This window comes from Limnohabitans sp. DM1, assembly GCF_001269385.1.
GTDB lineage: Bacteria > Pseudomonadota > Gammaproteobacteria > Burkholderiales > Burkholderiaceae_C > Limnohabitans_A.
In genome coordinates this window covers 55061-76225 of sequence record NZ_CXOO01000047.1, presented here as the reverse complement: position 1 = coordinate 76225, position 21165 = coordinate 55061, and the positions used below count along the sequence as shown (strand labels likewise).

17 protein-coding genes are annotated in these 21165 nt (G+C 59.7%); 12 read left to right on the top strand and 5 right to left on the bottom strand.

Going from position 1 to position 21165, the window contains the following annotated elements; all coding sequences use genetic code 11:
- The first annotated feature begins 3 nt into the window (after window positions 1-3).
- Window positions 4-786 carry a ShlB/FhaC/HecB family hemolysin secretion/activation protein gene (locus AMM33_RS17525; protein ID WP_194945538.1) on the top strand — a complete coding sequence of 261 codons (783 nt, stop codon included), beginning with the start codon at window positions 4-6 and terminating at the stop codon, window positions 784-786.
- Window positions 787-919: 133 nt separating this feature from the next.
- Here AMM33_RS17525 and AMM33_RS17520 read toward each other — a convergent pair whose 3' ends face one another.
- Window positions 920-2020: an IS5 family transposase gene (locus tag AMM33_RS17520; RefSeq protein WP_090142561.1), complete on the bottom strand. Its 1101-nt coding sequence runs from the start codon at window positions 2018-2020 to the stop codon at window positions 920-922.
- Window positions 2021-2566: 546 nt separating this feature from the next.
- On the opposite strand from AMM33_RS17520, the gene AMM33_RS22080 reads away from it, so the two are divergent.
- The 3 genes from AMM33_RS22080 to AMM33_RS17510 all read left to right on the top strand — a co-directional run bounded on the left by AMM33_RS22080 (window position 2567) and on the right by AMM33_RS17510 (window position 4127).
- A complete protein-coding gene (locus AMM33_RS22080) occupies window positions 2567-3316 on the top strand; it encodes a hypothetical protein (protein WP_194945536.1) in 750 nt (249 codons plus the stop codon).
- Between the two features lie 216 nt (window positions 3317-3532).
- Window positions 3533-3820, top strand: a complete 288-nt coding sequence (locus AMM33_RS17515) for a type II toxin-antitoxin system RelE/ParE family toxin (protein ID WP_090142560.1) — start codon at window positions 3533-3535, stop codon at window positions 3818-3820.
- Window positions 3798-4127, top strand: coding sequence for a helix-turn-helix domain-containing protein (locus AMM33_RS17510; protein ID WP_090142559.1), 330 nt, complete (start codon window positions 3798-3800; stop codon window positions 4125-4127). The genes AMM33_RS17515 and AMM33_RS17510 overlap by 23 nt, the downstream gene beginning before the upstream one ends.
- Window positions 4128-4242: 115 nt before the next feature.
- Here the strand turns inward: AMM33_RS17510 and AMM33_RS17505 are convergent, their stop codons facing one another.
- From AMM33_RS17505 to AMM33_RS17495, 3 genes are read right to left on the bottom strand one after another with little or no spacing between them, the layout of a single operon-like run.
- Window positions 4243-5775 carry an ammonium transporter gene (locus AMM33_RS17505; RefSeq protein WP_090142558.1) on the bottom strand — a complete coding sequence of 511 codons (1533 nt, stop codon included), beginning with the start codon at window positions 5773-5775 and terminating at the stop codon, window positions 4243-4245.
- Window positions 5776-5798: 23 nt separating this feature from the next.
- Window positions 5799-6137 carry a P-II family nitrogen regulator gene (gene glnK, locus AMM33_RS17500; RefSeq protein WP_053173185.1) on the bottom strand — a complete coding sequence of 113 codons (339 nt, stop codon included), beginning with the start codon at window positions 6135-6137 and terminating at the stop codon, window positions 5799-5801.
- 28 nt (window positions 6138-6165) lie between these two features.
- Entirely contained in the window at window positions 6166-6930 is a 765-nt protein-coding gene (locus AMM33_RS17495) for a TorF family putative porin (RefSeq protein ID WP_090142557.1), read from the bottom strand.
- A 195-nt stretch (window positions 6931-7125) separates the two neighbouring features.
- On the opposite strand from AMM33_RS17495, the gene AMM33_RS17490 reads away from it, so the two are divergent.
- Window positions 7126-8658 (top strand): YifB family Mg chelatase-like AAA ATPase, encoded by a 1533-nt coding sequence (locus AMM33_RS17490; protein ID WP_090142556.1) that lies wholly within the window; start codon window positions 7126-7128, stop codon window positions 8656-8658.
- Between the two features lie 287 nt (window positions 8659-8945).
- Window positions 8946-10280, top strand: coding sequence for an NAD(P)/FAD-dependent oxidoreductase (locus AMM33_RS17485; RefSeq protein WP_090142575.1), 1335 nt, complete (start codon window positions 8946-8948; stop codon window positions 10278-10280).
- 74 nt (window positions 10281-10354) lie between these two features.
- Here the strand turns inward: AMM33_RS17485 and AMM33_RS17480 are convergent, their stop codons facing one another.
- Window positions 10355-11524, bottom strand: coding sequence for an acyl-CoA dehydrogenase family protein (locus tag AMM33_RS17480; protein ID WP_090142555.1), 1170 nt, complete (start codon window positions 11522-11524; stop codon window positions 10355-10357).
- A 383-nt stretch (window positions 11525-11907) separates the two neighbouring features.
- Between AMM33_RS17480 and AMM33_RS17475 the strand changes: the two genes are divergently transcribed.
- From AMM33_RS17475 to AMM33_RS17450, 6 genes are all read left to right on the top strand, one after another.
- Window positions 11908-14217, top strand: a complete 2310-nt coding sequence (locus AMM33_RS17475) for an AMP-binding protein (protein ID WP_090142554.1) — start codon at window positions 11908-11910, stop codon at window positions 14215-14217.
- Window positions 14218-14228: 11 nt separating this feature from the next.
- Window positions 14229-15200, top strand: a complete 972-nt coding sequence (locus AMM33_RS17470; RefSeq protein WP_090142553.1) for an ABC transporter permease — start codon at window positions 14229-14231, stop codon at window positions 15198-15200.
- A 63-nt stretch (window positions 15201-15263) separates the two neighbouring features.
- The gene (locus AMM33_RS17465; RefSeq protein ID WP_194945535.1) at window positions 15264-16280 is read left to right on the top strand and encodes a sugar ABC transporter substrate-binding protein; all 1017 of its coding nucleotides are present in this window, start codon (window positions 15264-15266) and stop codon (window positions 16278-16280) included.
- A 103-nt stretch (window positions 16281-16383) separates the two neighbouring features.
- Window positions 16384-18510 (top strand): ABC transporter permease, encoded by a 2127-nt coding sequence (locus AMM33_RS17460; RefSeq protein WP_090142552.1) that lies wholly within the window; start codon window positions 16384-16386, stop codon window positions 18508-18510.
- On the top strand, window positions 18510-19607 hold the full coding sequence (locus AMM33_RS17455; protein WP_090142551.1) for an SMP-30/gluconolactonase/LRE family protein: 1098 nt from the start codon (window positions 18510-18512) through the stop codon (window positions 19605-19607). The genes AMM33_RS17460 and AMM33_RS17455 overlap by 1 nt, the downstream gene beginning before the upstream one ends.
- Window positions 19604-21136 carry a sugar ABC transporter ATP-binding protein gene (locus AMM33_RS17450; protein ID WP_090142550.1) on the top strand — a complete coding sequence of 511 codons (1533 nt, stop codon included), beginning with the start codon at window positions 19604-19606 and terminating at the stop codon, window positions 21134-21136. The genes AMM33_RS17455 and AMM33_RS17450 overlap by 4 nt, the downstream gene beginning before the upstream one ends.
- Window positions 21137-21165: the final 29 nt, after the last annotated feature.

The following is a 21165-nucleotide window of genomic DNA, read 5'->3' as shown; positions in this document are numbered from 1 at the left end:
TGTATGTCTTCTTATGCACAAGGCGTTCCGCTGGATTCGGGTGCAGTGACACAGCAAAACCGTACTGCATTGACTGCGCCGACAGAATCAACGTTTTTGTTGCAGTTCGATGGCGACGCGACCAAAGAAGTGGCCCCGGGGGGGCCTCAGGCGCGACTGAGCAAGATCGAATTGAACGGCAATGAGGTGTTCAGTGACGAAGTGTTGTTGGCGGTATTGGGCGACGTGACAGGCAAGCCATATGACCTGGCGGGTTTCAGAAGCTTGGCCAACAAAGTCAGTCAGCATTACCGCAGCAATGGTTACCCCTTCGCACGGGCTTATATTCCGGCTCAAAGTCTGGACGGTGGCGTATTGACCATCGGTATTCTCGAAGGGCTCTATGGAAATGTGACGGTCAAATCCAATGAACGTATCAAGTCCTTTATGCAGGAATACCTGTTCAATTTGAAGTCTGGTGAGCCGATTGAGTCCTCCAAACTGGAACGCAGCATTTTGCTGATGAATGACATTCCTGGTTTCAAAGCGGTGCCAGCGGTCAGTCCTGGCAAGGAAACAGGTACAGGTGACTTGACGGTGATCGTCTCCGAGAAGGCTAAAACGACGGGAGATATCTCGCTGGACAACCAAGGCTCACGTTACACCGGCTATAACCGCATGCAAGGCGGCTTCAAGACTGCAGATGTCTTGCAGTTGGGTGATGAGGTTGATGCCCGTTTCATGTATACCGACGAGAAAATGGTTTATGGCCGTTTTGGCTACAGCATGCGCCTAGCAGGCTGCTGAAATACTCAACGATTCAGAGGGGCCACCTTGCCCCGAAGATGCATTTTCAGATTTTCATTTCGCATTTTGAAATTCCAGTGGTTTGGAACGCTTCAAAACCGCGTTTTGACGCACCTATCCCTGCTTTTTTCGCTCATCGGGCACCTTGCAGACGCACCTGTTCCAGCGTGCGCAGTCGCGTGAGGTTGTAGGCCGTCATCGTCAGCACAAACATCTGATCGACTTTCTCCAAACCTCGCACCAACACCTGGCGCATGTGGCCCACAGTCTTAGCCCAACCAAAGCCTTGTTCGATGCGCTTGCGTTTTTCCCGCGACATGGCGTAACCCTCACTGTCGGCCACTGCATCGGGTACGGCCGATTTACGCCCTGATTTGTTCTGCGCCACATGCGGCAACACGTTCATCTGCTGCAAGGCCTTGATGAATTCTTGCGCGTCGTAGCCTTTGTCTGCCCCCAGCGTGAGCGTTGTCTCTTCTTCATGCGACTGGCGCACATCGTTGATCATCGCTTTGGCCGCTTCGCGCTCAGCGTAGCCGTCCGCTTGCGTGACCATGGCATTGACCACCAGGCCGTTTCGGTTGTCCGTAAGTGTGTGGCCCATGAATCGCAGTTCGCTGGCGGTCTTGCCTTTGCGATAGAGCCGGGCATCACCGTCCGTCTTGGATTCGTGCGTCTCGTTGCTGCGCTGCTGGTTGCGGAAGTTGCTGCCATCGCTGTCATCACCATCTTGGCGATCCTTGGGCACAAAACTCTTGTGGCCTGCCCACGCCTGGATCAAAGTGCCGTCTACGCTGAAGTGCTCGCCCGACAACAGCTGGCGCTCATCAGCTTGCGCCACGATCTGGTTGAACAGCTCGACCACCGCATCATGCGCAATGAGTCGCTGGCGATTCTTGGTGAAGACCGTGGGCACCCAGACTACATCGTCCATGGCCAGTCCTACAAACCAGCGAAAGAGCATGTTGTACTGAATTTGCTCCATGAGCATGCGCTCCGAGCGCACGCTGTAGAGCACCTGCAGCAGCATGGCGCGCAATAGCTTCTCGGGGGCAACGCTAGGGCGACCGCCTTTGATGTCAGCTTCATACATGTCCGCAAACAAGCCGTCCATGGCCACCAGTGCTTTATTGACCATCTCACGGATGGCTCGCAAAGGGTGTCCAGCAGGTACGAAATCATCCAGCCGTTTCATCAGAAACAAGCTCTCGGTAAAGGTGTCTGCGCCGCGCATGTCAAACTGTTTTTTTGTGATGCCTGAATTCTCGAACGCGCAGCTGAATTGACGCTTTCAGTGAGTCAGTATTTCAGCAGCCTGCTAAAGAGCCCATTCGAAGATGTTCGTAATCTAATGATGCATTGTCAGTGCACCATCGTTCTTGGTTTACCGCAAATTTTCATGCATTCAGGTAATATCAAAAACAACCAAATATCATCAAATTTAACCTTGCCAACTGAGTGGAACCAGATTGAGGCAACCATGTCTCTCATGCTGAATTTACCCACGCTAGTTCTTTTGCACAAAACCGTTGCGGCTAGAGGTATTTTTGAACGTGGAGCTGCTAATATTTTCGTACACGAATTCGATTCGCTAGATAACGCATGGTTGACTTCCATCCGCCCAATATTGAACTCTCTCAAGCAAGCGGTCAACGTGTAAATAAAATTATTCACGCCACCTCCATCTATGATTCGTAATTTTTTAATTAACATTAAACCATTAACGACCATTCTTCACATTTCCCAATCAATTCAAACAATTTGAAATTTATATTTAATCATGCAAACCGTAACTCTTAAAGACTTGATCGAAGTAACTCCAAATGATCATAAGCATCAAGCCACCCAATTATATGAACGAGTATTTGAGGCACTGATGTGGACTTGGGTAGTTGAAGGCACTGTTGAAAAGATCTCACCTCTCCTGCAATGGAAGCACCGTCAGCCTGCAGAGATAGAAAGCGATTTGGCATACCTTGAGATCAATCGATCAGAACTGCTATCTGCACTCTCCGAATACCTTGACAACAGTAGCCTGAGAACAAAAATGGCCGACTGGCTTTTTCTTAATGTTCTTACTTATTCAGAATACATTGCAACTGTGATCGAAGTGCGAAAACATTCTATGGGTACCGAGCGTTATATAAAAAGTCTTTTCCCCCCAAAGAACAACCACTCTACTGACATCGCCGATTTTACAAGTCGGCCATGGCATCTCCCAGCAACACTTGCTATGGTTATAACGGCTTGGGCTATACATCCCTTAATTGGCGTTGGTGTAACTTCATATGCTATTTTTAAGACCTATCGGCAAAAGCAATTAAGAGTAAAAATCAACGCCATATTTGCGAGCATGCTTCAAACCTATTCCTCGTTCAATACTCTTGACTTAAGTTGGCCACAAGTAACGTCCTCCCTTGAGCGGTCAAGGGCGCTTGGAGTAATTTGGGATTCGTCACTTTATGCATTAGCAGAACTTAGAACAGGAAACATTAACGTCGAGCAGTGTACTGATCAAAGATCAAAATAAATCATCTTTTCCTGTTCAGGATCGTTCTGCCCCGATCATGTCGTCAGATGACTGCAAAAAAGCGGGAATTGCTTTTGCCATTACCTGCATGGGATCAGCGAGGCGCTGCGTGATCTGTGCACAGAGATTGGGCTCAAATCGAGTCTACTTGTAAGGCAAAATGACCGTGTATTTTGTTTGCCTTTGCTGTCGACTGCCAGAGTCATATCATCCAGCATGCAGGATGAGCACATCAAAAGTTTGTGCAAAAAACGCATCGCTGTAGATGGACAAGGAAAGCGGGGTGCTACCCGAACACTGGTCGCTAAAGAAGGCAAGCACGGTATCTTTTTCATGGCAGGACGCCAGAAAAGTGATCCCGGCACAGACTTTTCGAACGCCAACGTTGAACAAGCTCAACTGCTGGGCCAGGCCCTGCAATCCGCCAACAGCACCAAGCTCGATGAACTGGTTATAGAAGGTGTACTCAAGGAAATTTGCCATGACTGCCACGACGAAAACTGATCGCGTCTCTGCCGAAATGCTGGAGATGGCCCTGTTGCTCAGCAAGCACAAGGTGCTGTCTGCCCAAGACCTCGGCCAGATCAAGGCCTTGTGCTCACCGCCGCCGGTCTATCTCCCCGAGCGGGTTGCGCAAATTCGCATTCAGAAGGCCAAGATGAGCCAAACGGTTTTTGCTGGATTTCTGAATGTTCGACCATCCACCGTTCAAAAATGGGAGTCCCCGGCTTCGGGCAAGCATCCCGGTGGCGCCGCCGCCAAATTGCTGCAACTCATCGAGAAAAAGGGCATTGAAGCGTTGGCTGTATGAGTCCATGCAAACAACTGACTTCATCCAATCTGAACAGCCACGAAAAAGCCCGCTGACCGAAGTGCAGCGGGCTGTTTAGAAGACGGGTGACAAGTGTCACCCGGAACTCAAGGCATCAACCGTGGTAGGCCGACTCGCCGTGGGAGGAGATGTCCAGTCCTTCGCGCTCTTCTTCTTCCGTAACGCGCAGGCCAATGGTCAGGTCAACGATCTTGTAGGCAGCGACCGACACCACACCCGACCAGACGATGGTCAGCAGCACGGCTTTGGCCTGGGTCCACACTTGTGCAGCGATGGAGTAAGCGTCAGCGGTCACCATGCTCACCGTGACCCAGTCGCCCACGGCGCTGGGGCCGCCCAAGGATGGCGAGTTGAACACGCCCGTCAGCAAGGCCCCCACGATGCCGCCCACACCGTGCACACCGAACACGTCCAGCGAGTCGTCAGCGCCCAGCAGTTTCTTCAGGCCGTTGACACCCCACAGGCAGGCGAAACCCGCGATGAAACCGATGATCACGCCGCCGCCGATGCCGACGTTGCCAGCCGCTGGCGTGATGGCGACCAAGCCAGCCACAGCACCAGAGGCAGCACCCAGCATGGAGGCTTTGCCACGCATCAGGGCTTCACCCATGCACCAGGCCAGCACAGCGGCAGCAGTGGCCATCATGGTGTTGATGAAGGCCAAAGCTGCGAAACCATTGGCTTCGAGCGCGGAACCTGCATTGAAGCCAAACCAGCCCACCCACAGCAAGGCGGCACCGACCATGGTCAATGTCAGGCTGTGAGGCGCCATGGATTCACGGCCGTAACCGACGCGTTTGCCAATCATGAAGGCACCGACCAGACCAGCGACAGCGGCGTTGATGTGCACCACGGTACCGCCCGCGAAGTCCAGCGCGCCCCACTGCCACAGCAGACCGGCCTTGGAGGTCATTTCGTCCACGACTTCTTTGGAAGCGTAAGCGTCAGGCCCCATCCAGAACCAGACCATGTGGGCGATCGGCAGGTAGCTGAAGGTGAACCACAGCACCATGAAAGCCAGCACGGCAGAGAACTTCACACGCTCGGCAAAGGCGCCCACGATCAGCGCGCAGGTGATGCCCGCAAAGGTGGCCTGGAAAGCTGCAAACACGACTTCAGGGATGTAGACCCCCTTGGAGAAGGTGGCGGCATTCGCGAACGTGCCTGTGGCGTTGTCCCAGATGCCTTTCATGAACAGTCGGTCCAGCCCCCCGATGTAGGCATTGCCTTCGGTGAACGCCAGGCTGTAGCCATAGACGAACCAGAGCACCAGGATCATCGAGAAGGTGACCATGACTTGCATGAGCACCGACAGCATGTTCTTGCTGCGCACCAGGCCGCCGTAGAACAGGGCCAGACCAGGCACGGCCATCATGAGCACCAGCAAGGTGGACAGCAGCATCCAGCCGGTGTCGCCCTTGTTGGGCACAGGCACGGGGGCTGCTTCTGCGGGTGCAGCAGTCACCGCAGCAGCGGGAGCCGCAGCTGGGGCCGCTGCGGGGGCGTTGGCTTCGGCTGGCGCCGTCACGGCGGCCGGTGCGGTCTGGGCGGTGGCCACAGAGCTGGCGCCCAACAGGCCCAGGCTCAAACTCAGGCCCAAGGCCAAGGTAGCGAGTAGTTTTTTCATGGGTCGACTCTCTTTCTTGTCCATCAGAGGGCTTCGCCGCCGGTTTCACCGGTGCGGATGCGAATCACTTGTTCGAGGTCGTACACGAAGATCTTGCCGTCGCCGATCTTGCCGGTGCGCGCACCGGACTCGATGGCTTCGATCACGCGCTCGACCAGTTCGTCAGACACGGCGGCTTCGATCTTCACCTTGGGCAAAAAATCGACCACGTATTCGGCACCCCGGTACAGCTCGGTGTGGCCTTTTTGACGACCAAAGCCTTTGACTTCGGTCACGGTGATGCCCTGCACGCCAATGCCCGAGAGTGCTTCACGCACTTCGTCCAGCTTGAAGGGTTTGATGATGGCGGTCACCAGTTTCATGATGGCTCCTTTGAAATGTTTGACGAAATCAGAAGCTGTACTTCAGACCCAGAACGACACCAGCTTTACCCAATTGCTTGCCTGCTGGGCTGACATAAGCGTCTTTTTTGGCATCTGTACCGATCACTGCAGCAGAGGCAGACAAGCCACCGCCCAAATCTTTACCCAAAGTCAAGGCGTAATCGGTATAGCTGCCTTCGCTCCAGTTTTTGATCTTTTGGTAACCCACGTGAGGCACCAAGCTGTAACCATCACCCAGATCCAGAGCTGCGCTCAAATCAATGTAATAGCTGTTCTTGCTGTCGTTGTTACCAAACAGGTTCGAGATGGCATGCGAATACTTGGCGGTGAACAGCCCATAAGTCAAAGCACCATAAACTTCATGGGTGCTTGCGTTGGCGTAACCAGTGTCCTTGAGCGTGTTACCCACATATTCGTAACGCAAGAAGCCTACGTCATAGGCCACATCACCCGCTGTACCTTTGTAACCACCATACAAATCGACTTCAACCGAACCTTTAACCCCGGCAGTGTCGGTCAACGTACCTGCATCCTTGATCCACTTGATCGAAGAGCCCCAGGCGCCGACATAAAAGCCGCTCTTGTCGGCGTAATCCACACCGCCTTGCAATGCAGGCTCCAGGCGCGACTGAGAAATGCCACGGTAGCGGTAGTCAGACACCACACCGGCGTTGAACGAGAGGCTGCTGGCAGGAGCCGTCTGGGCGTGAGCCACTGGCGCCAACGCGCTGATGGCCCAAGCGATCAGGGAAGGAACGAGGATCTTTTTCATATGGAACTCCTTGGAAGGTTGATGAGGACAAACCCTTTAAGCAGGGACCGTGCCAACTTTTATGGGCTATGGCTTCGGGCATTCACCCGTGCAATGGGGCGCTGTGCGTGATTGAATGGCATTTAAAAGAGACTGGCGCGCCAAGACTGCGAGCCAGCGAACACGCCATGCACCAGCATGGGGCAGGGAGGGGATATGAGTCTTTCTTTGGTGCACAGCCGTGCCTTGGTGGGCCTGCAAGCGCCCGCCGTCACCGTGGAGGTGCATCTGGCCAACGGTCTGCCCAGCTTCACGCTGGTGGGTCTGGCCGATGTCGAGGTCAAGGAAGCCCGCGAGCGGGTGCGCTCGGCGCTGCAAAACAGCGGTCTGGAGTTTCCGCACAACAAACGCATCACCGTCAACCTGGCCCCTGCCGATTTGCCCAAGGACTCGGGGCGCCTGGACTTGCCCATTGCGCTGGGCATCCTGGCGGCCAGCGGCCAAATTGACGCGGCCCGGCTGGCAGGCCATGAATTCGCGGGTGAATTGTCTTTGTCAGGCGAGCTGCGGCCGGTGCGCGGCGCGCTGGCCATGAGCCTGGTGCTGCGCCAGCAAAATGTCCGCACCCGCTTGGTGCTGCCCCCGGGCAGCGCCGAAGAAGCCGCTTTGGTGCCAGATGCTGAAGTCTTTCGGGCGCGGCACCTGCTCGATGTGGTGCAGCAATTCCTGCCACCATCGAATGAAGCGCCACCCGAGCCCGGCGAGGGCTGGGCGCGCATGGCCGCCACCACGCCCAGCGCCCCGCCACCTTACGCCGACTTGGCCGATGTGAAAGGTCAGACAGTCGTCAAACGTGTGCTGGAGATCGCTGCCGCCGGTGCTCACTCCTTGCTGATGGTCGGCCCCCCGGGTTCGGGCAAGTCGATGCTGGCGCAACGCTTTGCGGGTTTGCTGCCCCCCATGTCGGTCGAAGAGGCCCTGGAGTCAGCCGCCGTGGCCAGCCTGGCCGGGCGCTTTGAGCTGGCGCGCTGGGCGCAACGCCCCACGGGCCAACCACACCACTCGGCCAGTGCGGTGGCGCTGGTGGGCGGTGGCTCGCCGCCCCGGCCTGGCGAAATCTCGCTGGCCCACAACGGCGTTTTGTTTCTGGACGAATTGCCAGAATTTCCCCGCGCCGCTTTGGAAGCCCTGCGCGAGCCCCTGGAGACCGGCTGCATCACCATCGCCCGGGCGGCGCGGCGGGCCGAGTTTCCGGCGCGCTTTCAACTGATCGCGGCCATGAACCCCTGCCCCTGCGGGTATTTGGGCAGTACAACACGGGCCTGCCGCTGCTCGCCCGACCAGATCAGCCGCTACCAGGGCAAACTCAGCGGACCTTTGCTGGACCGTATTGACCTGCACATCGAAGTGCCCAGCCTGCCCGCGCAAGACCTGCTGAACGCGCCGCCGGGCGAAAGCACCGAGGCCATCGCCGCCCGCAGTCTGGCTGCAAGACAAAGAGCGCTGGTTCGTCAAGGCGGTGCCAATGCCGCACTGCAAGGCCAGGCCATTGATGCGCAGGCCAGGCTGAGCGATGCGGCAACGGCTTTGCTGCAAAAAGCCGCCGCCAAGCTCGGCTGGAGCGGGCGCAGCACCCACCGCAGCCTCAAAGTTGCCCGCACGATTGCCGATCTGGCAGGCAGCGACACCATCGAAGCCAGCCATGTGGCCGAAGCCGTGCAATACCGCCGCGTGCTCAAGGAGCAGTGAAACCATTGCCTTGGGGGCGGGGCTTGCCACAGAGCCAAGCGCCCGCCGCGCACCTTGGCGCACACATCGGCGGTTTTGTTGCAAGCGCTGACAACGCCCTGGCGCAGGATTTCGGTGGCATTTTCAAACGCCTGGATGCGGGCAAAGCCAGTCCGGCAAAGCCCGATGGATCGCGTAACATCCCCCACTCACGCGCCCCGGCGCGTGAAACACCTGCCTTCGAGGCATTGGAGCCCCGCTCCTCGTATGCGCCGACAGGTTTCTCCTTTCATTCACGGAAGTCCTTCATGACCCCCGCACGTCGCACCCTCATCCAGGGCGCGGCAGCACTGGGCGCGCTTTCTGCTGCGTCCTCTGCTGTCATCGCTCAGCCTTTTTTGTTCTCACCCACCACTGAATTGATGCCCAAGGGCAAAAAACGCCGCGTGCTCATTCTGGGGGGTGGCTGGGGCGGTCTGGCCGCCGCCCGCCATTTGCGCGAAGACGCACCTGACCTGGAAGTCGTGCTTCTGGAAAAAAACCCCATCTTCTGGTCTTGCCCATTGAGCAACAAGTGGTTGGTGGACGTGGTGGACACCTCATTCCTGATGCATTCGTACACAGCCGCTGCCGAGCGCATGGGCTACACCTTTGTGCAGACCGAAATCACCGACATCGACCGCGACAAAAAGCGCGTGCACACGGCGCAGGGCTTTGTGGATTACGACTGGCTGGTGGTGTCAGCCGGCATTCGCGTGACCTATGAGCCCTGGTTTGGCAACGACCGCGCGGCAGCTGCCTACACACAAAAACACTTTTCAAGCGCCTATGTGCCCAGCGCAGAGCACCTGGCGCTCAAGCAAAAAATCAAAAGTTTCAAGGGCGGCACCATCGTCATGACGCTGCCCCCACCACCGCACCGCTGCCCACCCTCGCCCTACGAGCGGGCATGTTTGATGGCCAACCATTTCCAGAAAAACAAAATTCCCGCGAAGATCTTGATCCTCGACCCCAAGCCACGCATGACGCCCATTGGAGGCGGCTACCGTATGGCCTTTGACGAGCTTTACCACGACACCATCACCTATGTGCCCAACGCGGGCGTGAAAGAACTGGACCCTTACAACAAGGTGGTCAAAACCATGGCGGGCGACTTCAAGTTTGACGACGCCATCTTCATGGGCCACCACCAGGCGGCCGATCTGGTCTGGAAAATGGGGAGCATTGGCAAAACCCCGGATGGCAAACCCAGCAACTGGGCAGCGGTACACCCCGAGTTCTACAACCTGAAAGATGACCCGAGCGTGTTCGTGATTGGCGACAGCGTGGGAGCCGTGTCCCCGCAGTTTGGCCACTACCCCAAGAGCGGCCATGTGGCCAACCGCATGGGCCGCAGCGTCTCGACCTACATCGCCCAGCAGTCCAAAAACCAGGCCATGAAGCCGCTGATCATCGACAACCTGTGCTTCATGCTGGTCAACACCGAACCGCTCGAAGCGATCAGCGTGAAGTTTGATTACAAGATGGGGCCAGAGGGCCACATCCTGCAAACCGTGACCGACGACAACTTCCGCCGCCCTGCTTTGTGGCAAGAAGACTTGCAGTGGTACGGCAGCATGGTCAAGGACTTTACAGGGGGGTGATTCGGGCGCTGAGGTTGTGCGGGCAACCGCCGGACTCTGCGAGTGCCGACCTGCGCAGAGGTCGTTGACTGTGGTCAGTCGCTGGTGGCCTGGTGCACGATTTTGCGGGCCATGCTCCAGCGATGAACTTCGCTGGGGCCGTCGTAGATGCGAAAGGCGCGCATGTCCATGAAGATGCGCATCACGGGCGTGTCGGCGGTCACGCCTTGGCCGCCCAGAATCTGCACGCAACGGTCCACCACGCGCCATTCGGCTTCAGAGCAGGCAACCTTGGCGCGGCTGGATTCGAAATTGCATTTTTGACCCTGGTCGAGCAACCAGGCCGTGTGCCAGATGTGCAGGCGGGCGGTGTGCAAGTCGATGTCGTTGTCGGCCAGCATGAAGCCCACGCCTTCGTGCTCGGCCAGAGGTTTGCCAAAAGCACGGCGGCGGCTGGCGTATTGGGTGGCGATCTCATGCGCGCGACGCGCCTGCCCCAGCCAGCGCATGCAGTGCGTCAGGCGCGCCGGCGCCAGCCGCACTTGCGCATAACGAAAGCCTTTGCCCACCTCGCCCAGCACGTCGCTGGCAGGGATGCGCAAGTTGTCAAAGCACAGCACACCGTGCCCGCCGGTGAAGCAGTTGTCCATGGCGTCCATGCTGCGCTCCAGCCGGATTTCAGGGCGGTCCATGTCAGTCAAAAACATGGTGGCCGTGCCGTCTTCCATACGGGCCATGACGATGGCGTAATCGGCACCATCGGCACCCGTGATGAACCACTTGCGGCCGTTGATCAGGTAGTCGTCGCCCTCTTGCACGGCGGTGGTGCTCAGCATGGACGGGTCGGCGCCCGCGCCCGGATCGGGCTCGGTCATGGCAAAGCACGAACGCGTCAGGCCCGCCACCTGCGGGCGCAGCCAGCGCTCTTTTTGCGCGGCCGTGGCCACTTCTTCCATGAGGTGGATGTTGCCTTCGTCGGGGGCGTGGATGTTGAGCGCGGTGGGCCCCAGATTGGAGTAACCGGCTTCTTCAAACACCACCGCTTTGGCGATGTGGCTCAGGGCCAGGCCGCCCATCTCCACCGAGGCGTGCGGGGTGAGCAAACCCGCAGCGCGTGCGCGGGCCACCAGCTCCCGGCGCAGGTCTTCGGACGGGCCGTGCAGGCCGTGGCGCGGGTCGCCTTCCAGCGGGATCACTTGTTCGGCAATGAACTGCCGCGTGCGCTCGCGCAGCGCCTGCAATTCGGGGGGGATGTCAAAGTTCATAGCGTCCATTTCCATAGGTGGGGCTGAGTAGCGCATGCGAAGCGTTGGTCGGTGCGTCATTGCCAGCGGCAAAGGCCAAGTCGCAAGCAGATTGTTCGAAGTGTGAAAGCTTTGGCCTGCTTGCGCCTGTCAGCCGTGTGACTCCCTGTCACGCAGGTCACATGTCACCCCACGTATCGACACGCGCACAAACCCACGCAGCCACCCCCTCATCTCTCTCTGAACTCAACCCCTCGTCAAAGGCCCCAGCCCTGTCGCGCAGTCGACAGATGCTGCAGTGCAGCTCAGGGAATGCCCTGACTGCGGGTGCTGGGTCTTGCCCTACATTGCTTTCAAGTCAATTCAGTTACCCGCCAGTAACTGTTGTTTTCAAAAGAGATTTGATGGTTGCCACGCCCACAAAACCTGCTGCGAAGACCTCTGGTAGACAAGCTACCCAATCGGTGGATTCGCCCTGGTCGGCGCGGTTGGAGCGGGAACATCAGCACCAGACCAAGAAAGAAGCCGTGCTTTTGTCGGCGGCGCGACTGTTCACGCGCAAGGGCTTTCAGGGAACATCACTGGACGACATTGCGCAAAGCCTGGGTGTGACCAAGCCGACGCTGTACTACTACATCGACAACAAGGAGCAGATCCTGTTCGAGTGTGTAGAGCGCGAGCTGGCCCTGTTTCGCAGTGGCTTGCAGTCGCTGCAGGCCCAAGGCCTGCAGGGACGCGAACGCCTGCGTGCGGCCATGCAGGTGTATGCCAGCGTGGTCACGGGCGACTTTGGCTTGTGTGTCAGCCGTGTGGGCGAGGACCCGCTGTCTGAGGTGCGCCGCCATGAGTTGCGCAAGCTCAAGGCCCAGGTGGATGCCGATTTCCGCGCCCTGATTGCGCAAGGCATGGCCGAAGGCTGGATCGTGACGGGTGACCCGGGCGTGGGCGCCTTCTCGGTCGTGGGGGCCATCAGCGGCATTGGGCGCTGGTACCGGCCCGAGGCGCATTCTGACCAAAGCCTGCAAGACGCTGTCAGCCATTGCATCGAGATGCTCATGCGCGGAGTGCTGAGTGCGCCTCATGACAGCCCATCCCCCCTCCTCGCAGGAGATACCTTGAACACCGCCATCCGCCGCGAAAGCCATTTTGACCACCGCATCGTGCGTTGCTATGCCGAGCGCCCCGCCACCCTTGCGCAGATGCTGGGGACGGCGGCACGCCAATTTCCGCAAGGCGCGGCCATGGTGTGTGGCGATTTGCGCCTGAGCTGGCATGAGCTGCACCACGCCGCCTGCAAATGCGCCGGGGGCCTGGCCCAGCGCGGCATCGTGGCTGGTGACCGGGTGGCCCTGCACCTGGGCAACAGCAGTGAGTTTGTGATCGCCACCCTGGCCTGCGCCTGGCTGGGCGCGGTGTTGGTGCCCGTGAGTTCTCGCGCCCGTGGCGTGGAGCTGGAATTTGCACTGCACAACGCCGAAGCCAAGGCTCTGATTTGTGGCGCCGAACTGGCCGATTTGCAGCCCGCAGCAGACAACTTGCCACATCTGAGGTGCCGGATCGTGACGGGCAGCACCGCACGCGAAGGCTTTGAAAGCTTTGGCGCACTGATGATGGCGCCGCCCTTGACCTCTGCGCACAAGGGTGCCGAAGACGATCTGGCGGTCCTGCTCTACACCTCGGGCACCACCGGTCGTCCCAAAGGGGCCATGATCAGCCACCTGAACATCGTGCACTCGGTCATGCACTATGCGCAGTTGATGGGCCTGAGCCCGCAAGACCGCACAGCGGTGGCCGTGCCGCTGAGCCATGTGACCGGGTTGGTGGCGCAGTTGTACGCCATGCTGCACTGCGGCGGCTGCATGGTGGTGATGCCGCAATTCAAGGCTGCCGACTTCATCAGGATGGCTGCGGCCGAAAAAATCACCCACACCATCATGGTCCCGGCCATGTACAACCTGTGTCTGCTCTTGCCCGAGCTGCCCAGCCAGGACCTGAGCCACTGGCGCATCGGGGCTTATGGCGGGGCGTCCATGCCAACCGCCACCATCGATGGCCTGGCCGTCAAGCTGCCCGGGCTGGTGCTGATGAATGCCTATGGCGCGACCGAGACCTGTTCGCCGGCCACCATCATGCCGCCGGGCCAGACTGCCGCGCACCGCGACAGCGTGGGCCAGGTGGTGCCCTGCGGCGAGATTTGCGTGGTCGACGAGCAGGGCAACGAATTGCCGCGTGGTGGCGTGGGCGAGATCTGGATTGCAGGCCCCATGGTGGTCAGCGGTTACTGGAAGAACCCGCAGGCCACGGCCAGCGAATTCACCGGCGGCTTCTGGCATTCGGGCGACATCGGCAGCATGGACGCCGAGGGCTTTGTGCGCATTTTGGACCGCAAAAAGGACGTGATCATCCGGGGCGGCTACAAGGTCTATTGCGCCTCGGTGGAAAACATTTTGTGCGAACACCCGCAGGTCATCGATGCCGCGCTGGTGGGCGTGCCCTGCGCCGTCCTGGGTGAGCGTGTGCATGCCTTTGTGTGCGTGCGTGAACTCAACGAACAAACGCAGGCCAGCGCCTTGCAGGCCTATGGCGCCCGGCTGCTGGCCGACTACGCCGTGCCCGAGACCTGGACCATCGGCACCGAGCCGCTGCCGCGCAACCTCAACGGCAAGATCGTCAAACGCGAACTGCGCCAGTCCCTGCATGCCGCCCTTATCTGAGTGAGATGTCCATGATCAAGTTACGCGCCACACAGCAGACCATTGTTTTTGCCATTTTCGTGGTCTTGTTTGCCGCGCTAGCGGTTTTCTTGCCGGGCTTTGCGCAGGTGGACAACCTGCTGACGCTGCTGCAAAACGTGGCCATTCTGGGCATTTTGGGCCTGGGCATGGCGCTGGTGGTGATCGGCCGAGGCATCGACATTTCGATGATCGCCGCCATGGCGGTGCCCTCGGGCTTTTTGCTGCAGATGGTGCAAAACGGTTACGGCATCGGCCCGGCCATCGGCATCGCGCTGTGCCTGTCGCTGACTTTTGGCCTGCTCAACGGTTGGCTGATCGCCTATGCCGAAGTGCCGTCGCTGTTCACCACGCTGGCCTCGGGTCTTTTTCTGGCGGGGCTGGGGCAGGCCTTCATCTTCCAGCTCGAAGTCGTGCAGTGGCCAGAGGCCCTGGACGCGCTGGTGTGGGTGGGCCGAGGCTCGGTGCTGGGCATTCCCATGCCGGTCATCATGTTTGGCCTGGCAGCGGCTTTGCTCTCGCTGTTTTTGGGTCGCATGCGGGCGGGCAGCTTCATCTATGCCATGGGCGACAACCCGATGACGGCACGCGCCACCGGGCTTCCCACGCGGCCCATCATGGTTCTGCAGTTTGTGCTGGCGGCGCTGGTGGGCCTGTTTGCCGGACTGGTCATGGCAGCCTCGGTCAACAGCATGCCCACGCGCATTTTCAACTCGACCATGGTCTACGACGTGGTGCTGGTGGTGGTGCTGGGCGGCATTGGCCTGTCGGGCGGGCGGGGCGGGGTGGTCAACGTGATCATTGGCACGCTGCTCATTGGCACCTTGCTCAACGGCATGACCATCATGGACATCTCTTATTCCGTGCAAAACATTGTCAAAGGGGTGGTGCTGCTGGCGGCCATCCTGATCGATTCGATTTTGAACCCCCGCAACGAAGAAACCGCCCAGCAAGGGGACATCTGAGCACAGCCAGACGCCCGGCTTGTTGGGGCGTCAACACTTTCATCAACCACCAGGAGACAGGCAATGAGGATTTTTCAAAAACTGAGCACCGCTGCAGCTGTTGTGACGCTGGGCCTTTGTGCGGCCACATCCGCCATGGCGCAGGGCAAGGGGCTGGATGAGCCCTTTCGCGACGGCTACAAAAAAGCCCTTGCAGGCAAGACCGTGGGCTTCATTCCCGTGGCCTTTGGCTTTGACTTGGCCATTGGCTGGCACGCGGGCCTGAAAAAGGAACTCGAAGCGGCTGGCATGAAAGTGGTGGTGCGCGACCCCAACTGGAACACCAACGCGGGCGCACAGGCCTTCACCGCGCTGATCGCTGAAAAGCCCGCCGTCATCGTGATCCACAACCCCGATGTGCAGACCTACGCCAAGCTGATCAAGAAGGCCGAAGACGACGGCATTTACGTAGTACAGATCAACATGCGCTCGGCCCAGCCGTCCACCGCCTTTGTGGGCGCTGATTGGGTGGACATTGGCGAGCGCAATGCCGAAGCCGTGGTGCAGGCCTGCAAGGGCAAGAGCAACAAGATCGCCATCGTTCAGGGCGCGCCCACCGCAGCCACCAGCGCTTACACGCTCAAGGGTGTGGAAAACGTGCTGGCCAAGCACCCCGCAATCAAGGTGGTGTCCAACCAGGCCGCAGACTGGGACGCTGCCAAAGCCAAGGCGCTGACACAGACCGTGCTCAAGCAAAACCCGGACCTGTGCGGCATCATCGGATTTTGGGACGGCATGGACATTGGCACCGCAGCTGCGGTCAAGGAAGCGGGCCTGACCGGCAAGGTTTACCTGGCCACCTCGGGCGGCGGTGAACAAAAAGGCGCTTGCGACATGGTCAAGTCCGGCGCGTTTGACCTGAACATCAGCTACGACGTGCCCACCCAGGCCAGCAACATGGCGGCCATGATCAAGTGGTTGGTGCAAGGCGGTGTCAAGCCCGGTGCCGCCAAGCAAAACATCTACACCACGCTGGTTCCGATCACCAAACAAAACGCATCCGCTGAAGGCACCTGCTGGAAACTGGCGGCCGCCAAGTAACCGGCCTCTCGACGCGTCATGACGGCAAGGTGGGCGGCGATGCCCGTGCTCCCTTGCCGGCTTGGGCGCATGTTCTGTACATCTTCCAACCCATGGTCTGCACATGACTGAAACCCTGACACGACTGCGCTACAAATATTGGCCCGATCACTGGGTGGGCGAGATCCTGTCCAAGCGCTGGACGGAAACGGCCGTGCCAGTCTTGCTGCTGGCCATGGTGGTCTTTTTTTCGGGCCAGCTGGTGCCGAACTTCTACAGCGCCACCATGCTGGCCGACACCTTGCGGCAATCCGGCGAAATCGGATTCATCGTGCTGGGCATGGCGTTGGTGATGATCGTGGGCGGCATCGACTTGTCGGTCGGCTCCATGTTTGCACTGACCAATTTTTGCGCCCTGATGCTGATACATGTGCTCAAGTGGCCGGTGGGGCTGGCCGTGCTGGGCACGCTGGTGTTTGGGGCCATGCTGGGGGCCGTCAATGGGGTGTTGATCGGCTACTTGAGGCTGCGGGCTTTTTTGACCACGCTGATCACCCTGATCATTTTTCGCTCGGTGTATGAAATCCTGAGCTTGCAATATTCCACCGCCATTGCGGGCAGCATTCCCGACTCCGTGGTCTGGGACTTTCTGGGCAATGGCACGTTTTTGGGCTTGCCCACGGTGGCTTGGGCGTATGCGCTGGCGGCCATCGGTGGCCATGTGATGCTGACGCGCTTACGGGTGGGCTGGCACATCATGGCCATTGGCGGCTCGCGCCGCTCGGCCTACAACAGTGGCATTGCCGTGCGCCGCACGGTGGCCCTGAGCTATGTGGCCAGCGGCATGCTGACAGCGGTGGGCGGCTGCTTTTTTGCCTCGCGTCTGGCCACGGCGGGCGCCGACATTGACGTGGGCATGGAGGTGCTGGTGCTCACCGCTGCCGTGCTGGGCGGCATCAGCCTGGGTGGTGGCCGTGGCTCGGTGACCAAAGCCCTGGTGGGCACCTTGGTGGTGCTGCTCATCACCAACGGCCTGACATCGCTGTCGGTCTCGGGGGGCCTGACGCGCATGGTGCTGGCCAGCATCCTGATTGCAGCGGCTGTCATTGATGTCCGCTGGCTGAAAAACCGCCACCGCATCATCAGCAAGGTCTATGTGAGCCCTGCTTATCAGGCTCTGGCACCGGCGCCAGTGTGCGCGGCCGAAGGCGAAGGCAACGCCAGTGGCCCCTGGACCTTGAACAACAAATTGCGTGCGGTCGAGACGATAGGTCTGGGCCGCATCGAAGCGCCCGAAGACGTGATCCTGGACCGCGAGAACAACCTGTACGCAGGCTCGCGCCACGGCGATGTGATGCGCTTTTTTGCACCTGACTACCAGCGCATGGAAGTCTTTGCGCACATCGGCGGCCAGCCGCTGGGCATGGCGTTTGACCGGCAGGACAACCTGGTGGTCTGCGTGGGCGGCATGGGTCTGTACCGCATCACGCCCGAGCGAGAAGTGCAGCGCGTGACCGACGAAACCAACCGCAGCTGGAGCTCGATCAACGACGACAGCCGACTGCGCCTGGCCGATGACCTGGACATCGCCGACGATGGCCGCATCTTCTTCAGCGAAGCCACCGTGCGCTACGAAATGCACGAGTGGGCCGTCGACGGGCTGGAAGCGCGCGGCAATGGCCGCATCGTCTGCTACGACCCGCGCGACAACAGCACCCGGACCGTGCTGCGCGGCCTGCGTTTTCCAAACGGCATCTGCATCGCCAGCGACGGCCAGTCGATCTTGTTTGCCGAGACCTGGGGCTGCTGCATCAAGCGTTTTTGGTTTGACGGCCCCAAGAAGGACCAGGTTGAGACGGTGGTCGACAACCTGCCAGGCTACCCCGACAACATCAACCTGGCCTCGGACGGCCACTACTGGCTGGCCCTGGTGGGCATGCGCGGCCCAGCCTATGACCTGGCGCTGCGCATGCCCGGTTTCCGCAAGCGCATGGCCAAGCGCGTGCCGTTTGACGAGTGGCTGTTCCCCAACATCAACACCGGCTGCGTGCTCAAGTTTTCCGAGAAGGGCGAGATCCTGGAGACCTTGTGGGACCTGGGCGGCGAGAACCACCCCATGATCACCTCCATGCGCGAGCACCAGGGCCACCTGTACCTGGGTGGCATCTCCAACAACCGCATTGGCCGCTACAAGCTGGGCAACGCCGACCCGAATTTTTCTCAATACGGCCAACGCTGGGGAGCACGCTGATGCTGACAAGTTTGCGCAATTGGAGTGACCGGCTGCTGGGGCGCGGCAGCGCCGCCATCACGGTGCCTGTCTTGGACGGGGCGCTCAAGCCCAATCGCCAGCTCGACGAAGCCAGCGTGGCCGCCGAGATCGCGGGCATTGACGACCTGGCTTGTGATGGCCAGCAGCTGTGGATCAGCGCAGGCAAGCGCCTGCTGCGTCTGCACGATGGCCAGCCGGTGCTGGTGCGCGAGTTCAGTGCTGACATCACCGCCCTGGCGGCACAAACCCATGGCACTCTGGCCGTAGCTTTGGGCGGCACGCAGGTGCAAGTGCTGCACAAGCAAGCCGACGGCAGCCTGAGTGACGGACCGGCACTGCAAAGTCTGCAAGGCCAGCCCCTGCACAGCGTCAACGCGCTGGCCTTCGAGGCCGATGGGGCGCTCTTGCTCAGCGACGGCTCGCAACAGCACAGCACCGATGCTTGGTGCCACGACCTGATGACGCTGGGCCACACCGGCCGCGTGGCCCGCTGGCAGCCCGCCACCGGCGCAGTGCAGAGCCTGGCCAGTGGCTTGCACCATGCCTTTGGCGTGCTGTCTTTGAACGGCCAAGCCCTGTTCAGCGAGAGCTGGAAACACCGCGTCCGCCCGGCATCGAGGCAAGGCGCCATGGTGGCCGAATTGCCCGCTTACCCCTCGCGCATGAGTGTGGCCAAGGGCGGCGGCTTTTGGCTGAGCTGCTTTGTCTGTCGCTCGCAGCTGGTCGAGTTTGTGCTGCGTGAGCCCGCTTACCGCCAGCGCATGATCCAGGAAATTGACCCCCGCTACTGGATTGCCCCAGCCCTGTCTTCCGGGCACAGCTTTCTGGAGCCTTTGCAAGGCGCGGGCGTCAAGCAAATGGGCATGCTCAAGCCCTGGGCGCCCCCGCGCTCGTATGGGCTGGTGCTGCGCGTGTCGGCAGACGGGCGCATCCTGTCTTCGCTGCACAGCCAAGTTGACGGGCGCCACCATGGCGTCACGGCCGTGGTCGAATGCGCAGGCGCACTCTGGGTGGCCTCCAAGGGTTCGGGGCGACTTTTGCGGCTGGATCTGAACAAGGCGGAGGACCGGACATGACACATGAACAACACGCACAGCAGGACAACAGCGCCACCGACGTGGTGCTGGAGTTGCGTGAGGCCACCAAGCGATACAGCGGCGTGCCCGCCATTGAAAACGTGAGTTTTTCACTGCGCCGGGGCGAAATCCATGCGCTGCTGGGCGAAAACGGCGCGGGCAAATCCACGCTGACCAAGGTCATGGCCGGGGTCGTGCCGCTGAGTTCAGGGCAGATGTTGGTGCACGGCCAAGAGGTGCAGCTGTCCACACCACTGCAGGCCCTTCAGCACGGCATTGCCATGGTGTTTCAGGAAACCAGCCTGGTGCCCACCATGACGGTGGCGCAAAACCTGTTTCTGGGGCAAGAGCAGTTTTTCAACCGCTTGCGTGGGGTGTACATTTCCGCCCAGCAGTTTTTGCAGTCGCTCAACTTTGATGTGGACCCGACCGCCACTGTGAGCTTGCTGGGCGCTGCCAAAAAGCAGATGGTGGAGATCGCCCGCGCGGTGTTGCACCAGGCCAGCGTCATCATTTTTGACGAGCCCACGGCCAGCCTGACGCCCGAAGAAAAGAAGTACTTCTTTGACCTGGTGTTCAAGCTCAAGGCGCGTGGGGTGTCCATCATCTTCATCTCGCACGCCCTGGAAGAAGCCCTGCTGCTGGCCGACCGCATCACCGTGCTGCGCGATGGCCAGCATGTGGTGACCGATGACAAATCCAACTTTGACCGCGACCGCATCGTGCAGGCCATGGTGGGGCGAGATTTGTCGCAAACCTTGTACGGGCAGAAAAAAACCACCGTGCGGCCCCAGGGTGAGTGCCTGCTGTCGGTGCGCAATCTGCGCATGGCCTCCATGGTCAAAAACAACTCGCTGTCGGTGTTTGCCGGGCAAATCACCGGCGTTTTCGGCCTGGTGGGGGCAGGGCGCACCGAAACCTTCAAGGTCGTGGCCGGGCTCATCAAGCGCGACTTCTTTCACGGCGGTGAAGTCCTGCTGCGCGGCAAGCCGGTGCGCTACCGGGTGCCGCGCCAAGCGGTGCATGACGGCATTGCCTACATCACCGAGGACCGCAAGGTCGAAGGCTTTTTTGAAACGATGTCGATCGCCAAAAACATCTACATGGGCCTGCTGGGCAAGTCCAAAAACGTGTTCGGCGCCATTTCTTCGGCCAAATCGGGGGCCATTGGCGAGCACTGGAGCCGCCTGCTCAATGTGCGGGCCATCAGCAAGGACGTGAAGGTGATCGAGCTGTCGGGCGGGAACCAACAAAAGGTGGTGATTGCCAAGTCCCTGGTACAGGACCCGGACGTGATCATTTTTGACGAGCCCACGCGCGGGGTCGACGTCGGGGCGATTGCCGAGATCCACGCTGAAATCAACCGCCTGGCCGATGCGGGCAAGGCGGTGGTGGTGATCTCGTCTTACTTGCCCGAGGTCATGTCCTTGTCCGACCGCATCCTGGTGGCCAAGCAGGGCAAGGTGGTGGTGGAGTTTTCGGCCACCGATGCGACGCAGGAAAAGATCATGTACGCAGCCATTCACTGAGCACCCTGTCCTGGCCCCGTTCCGGCCTT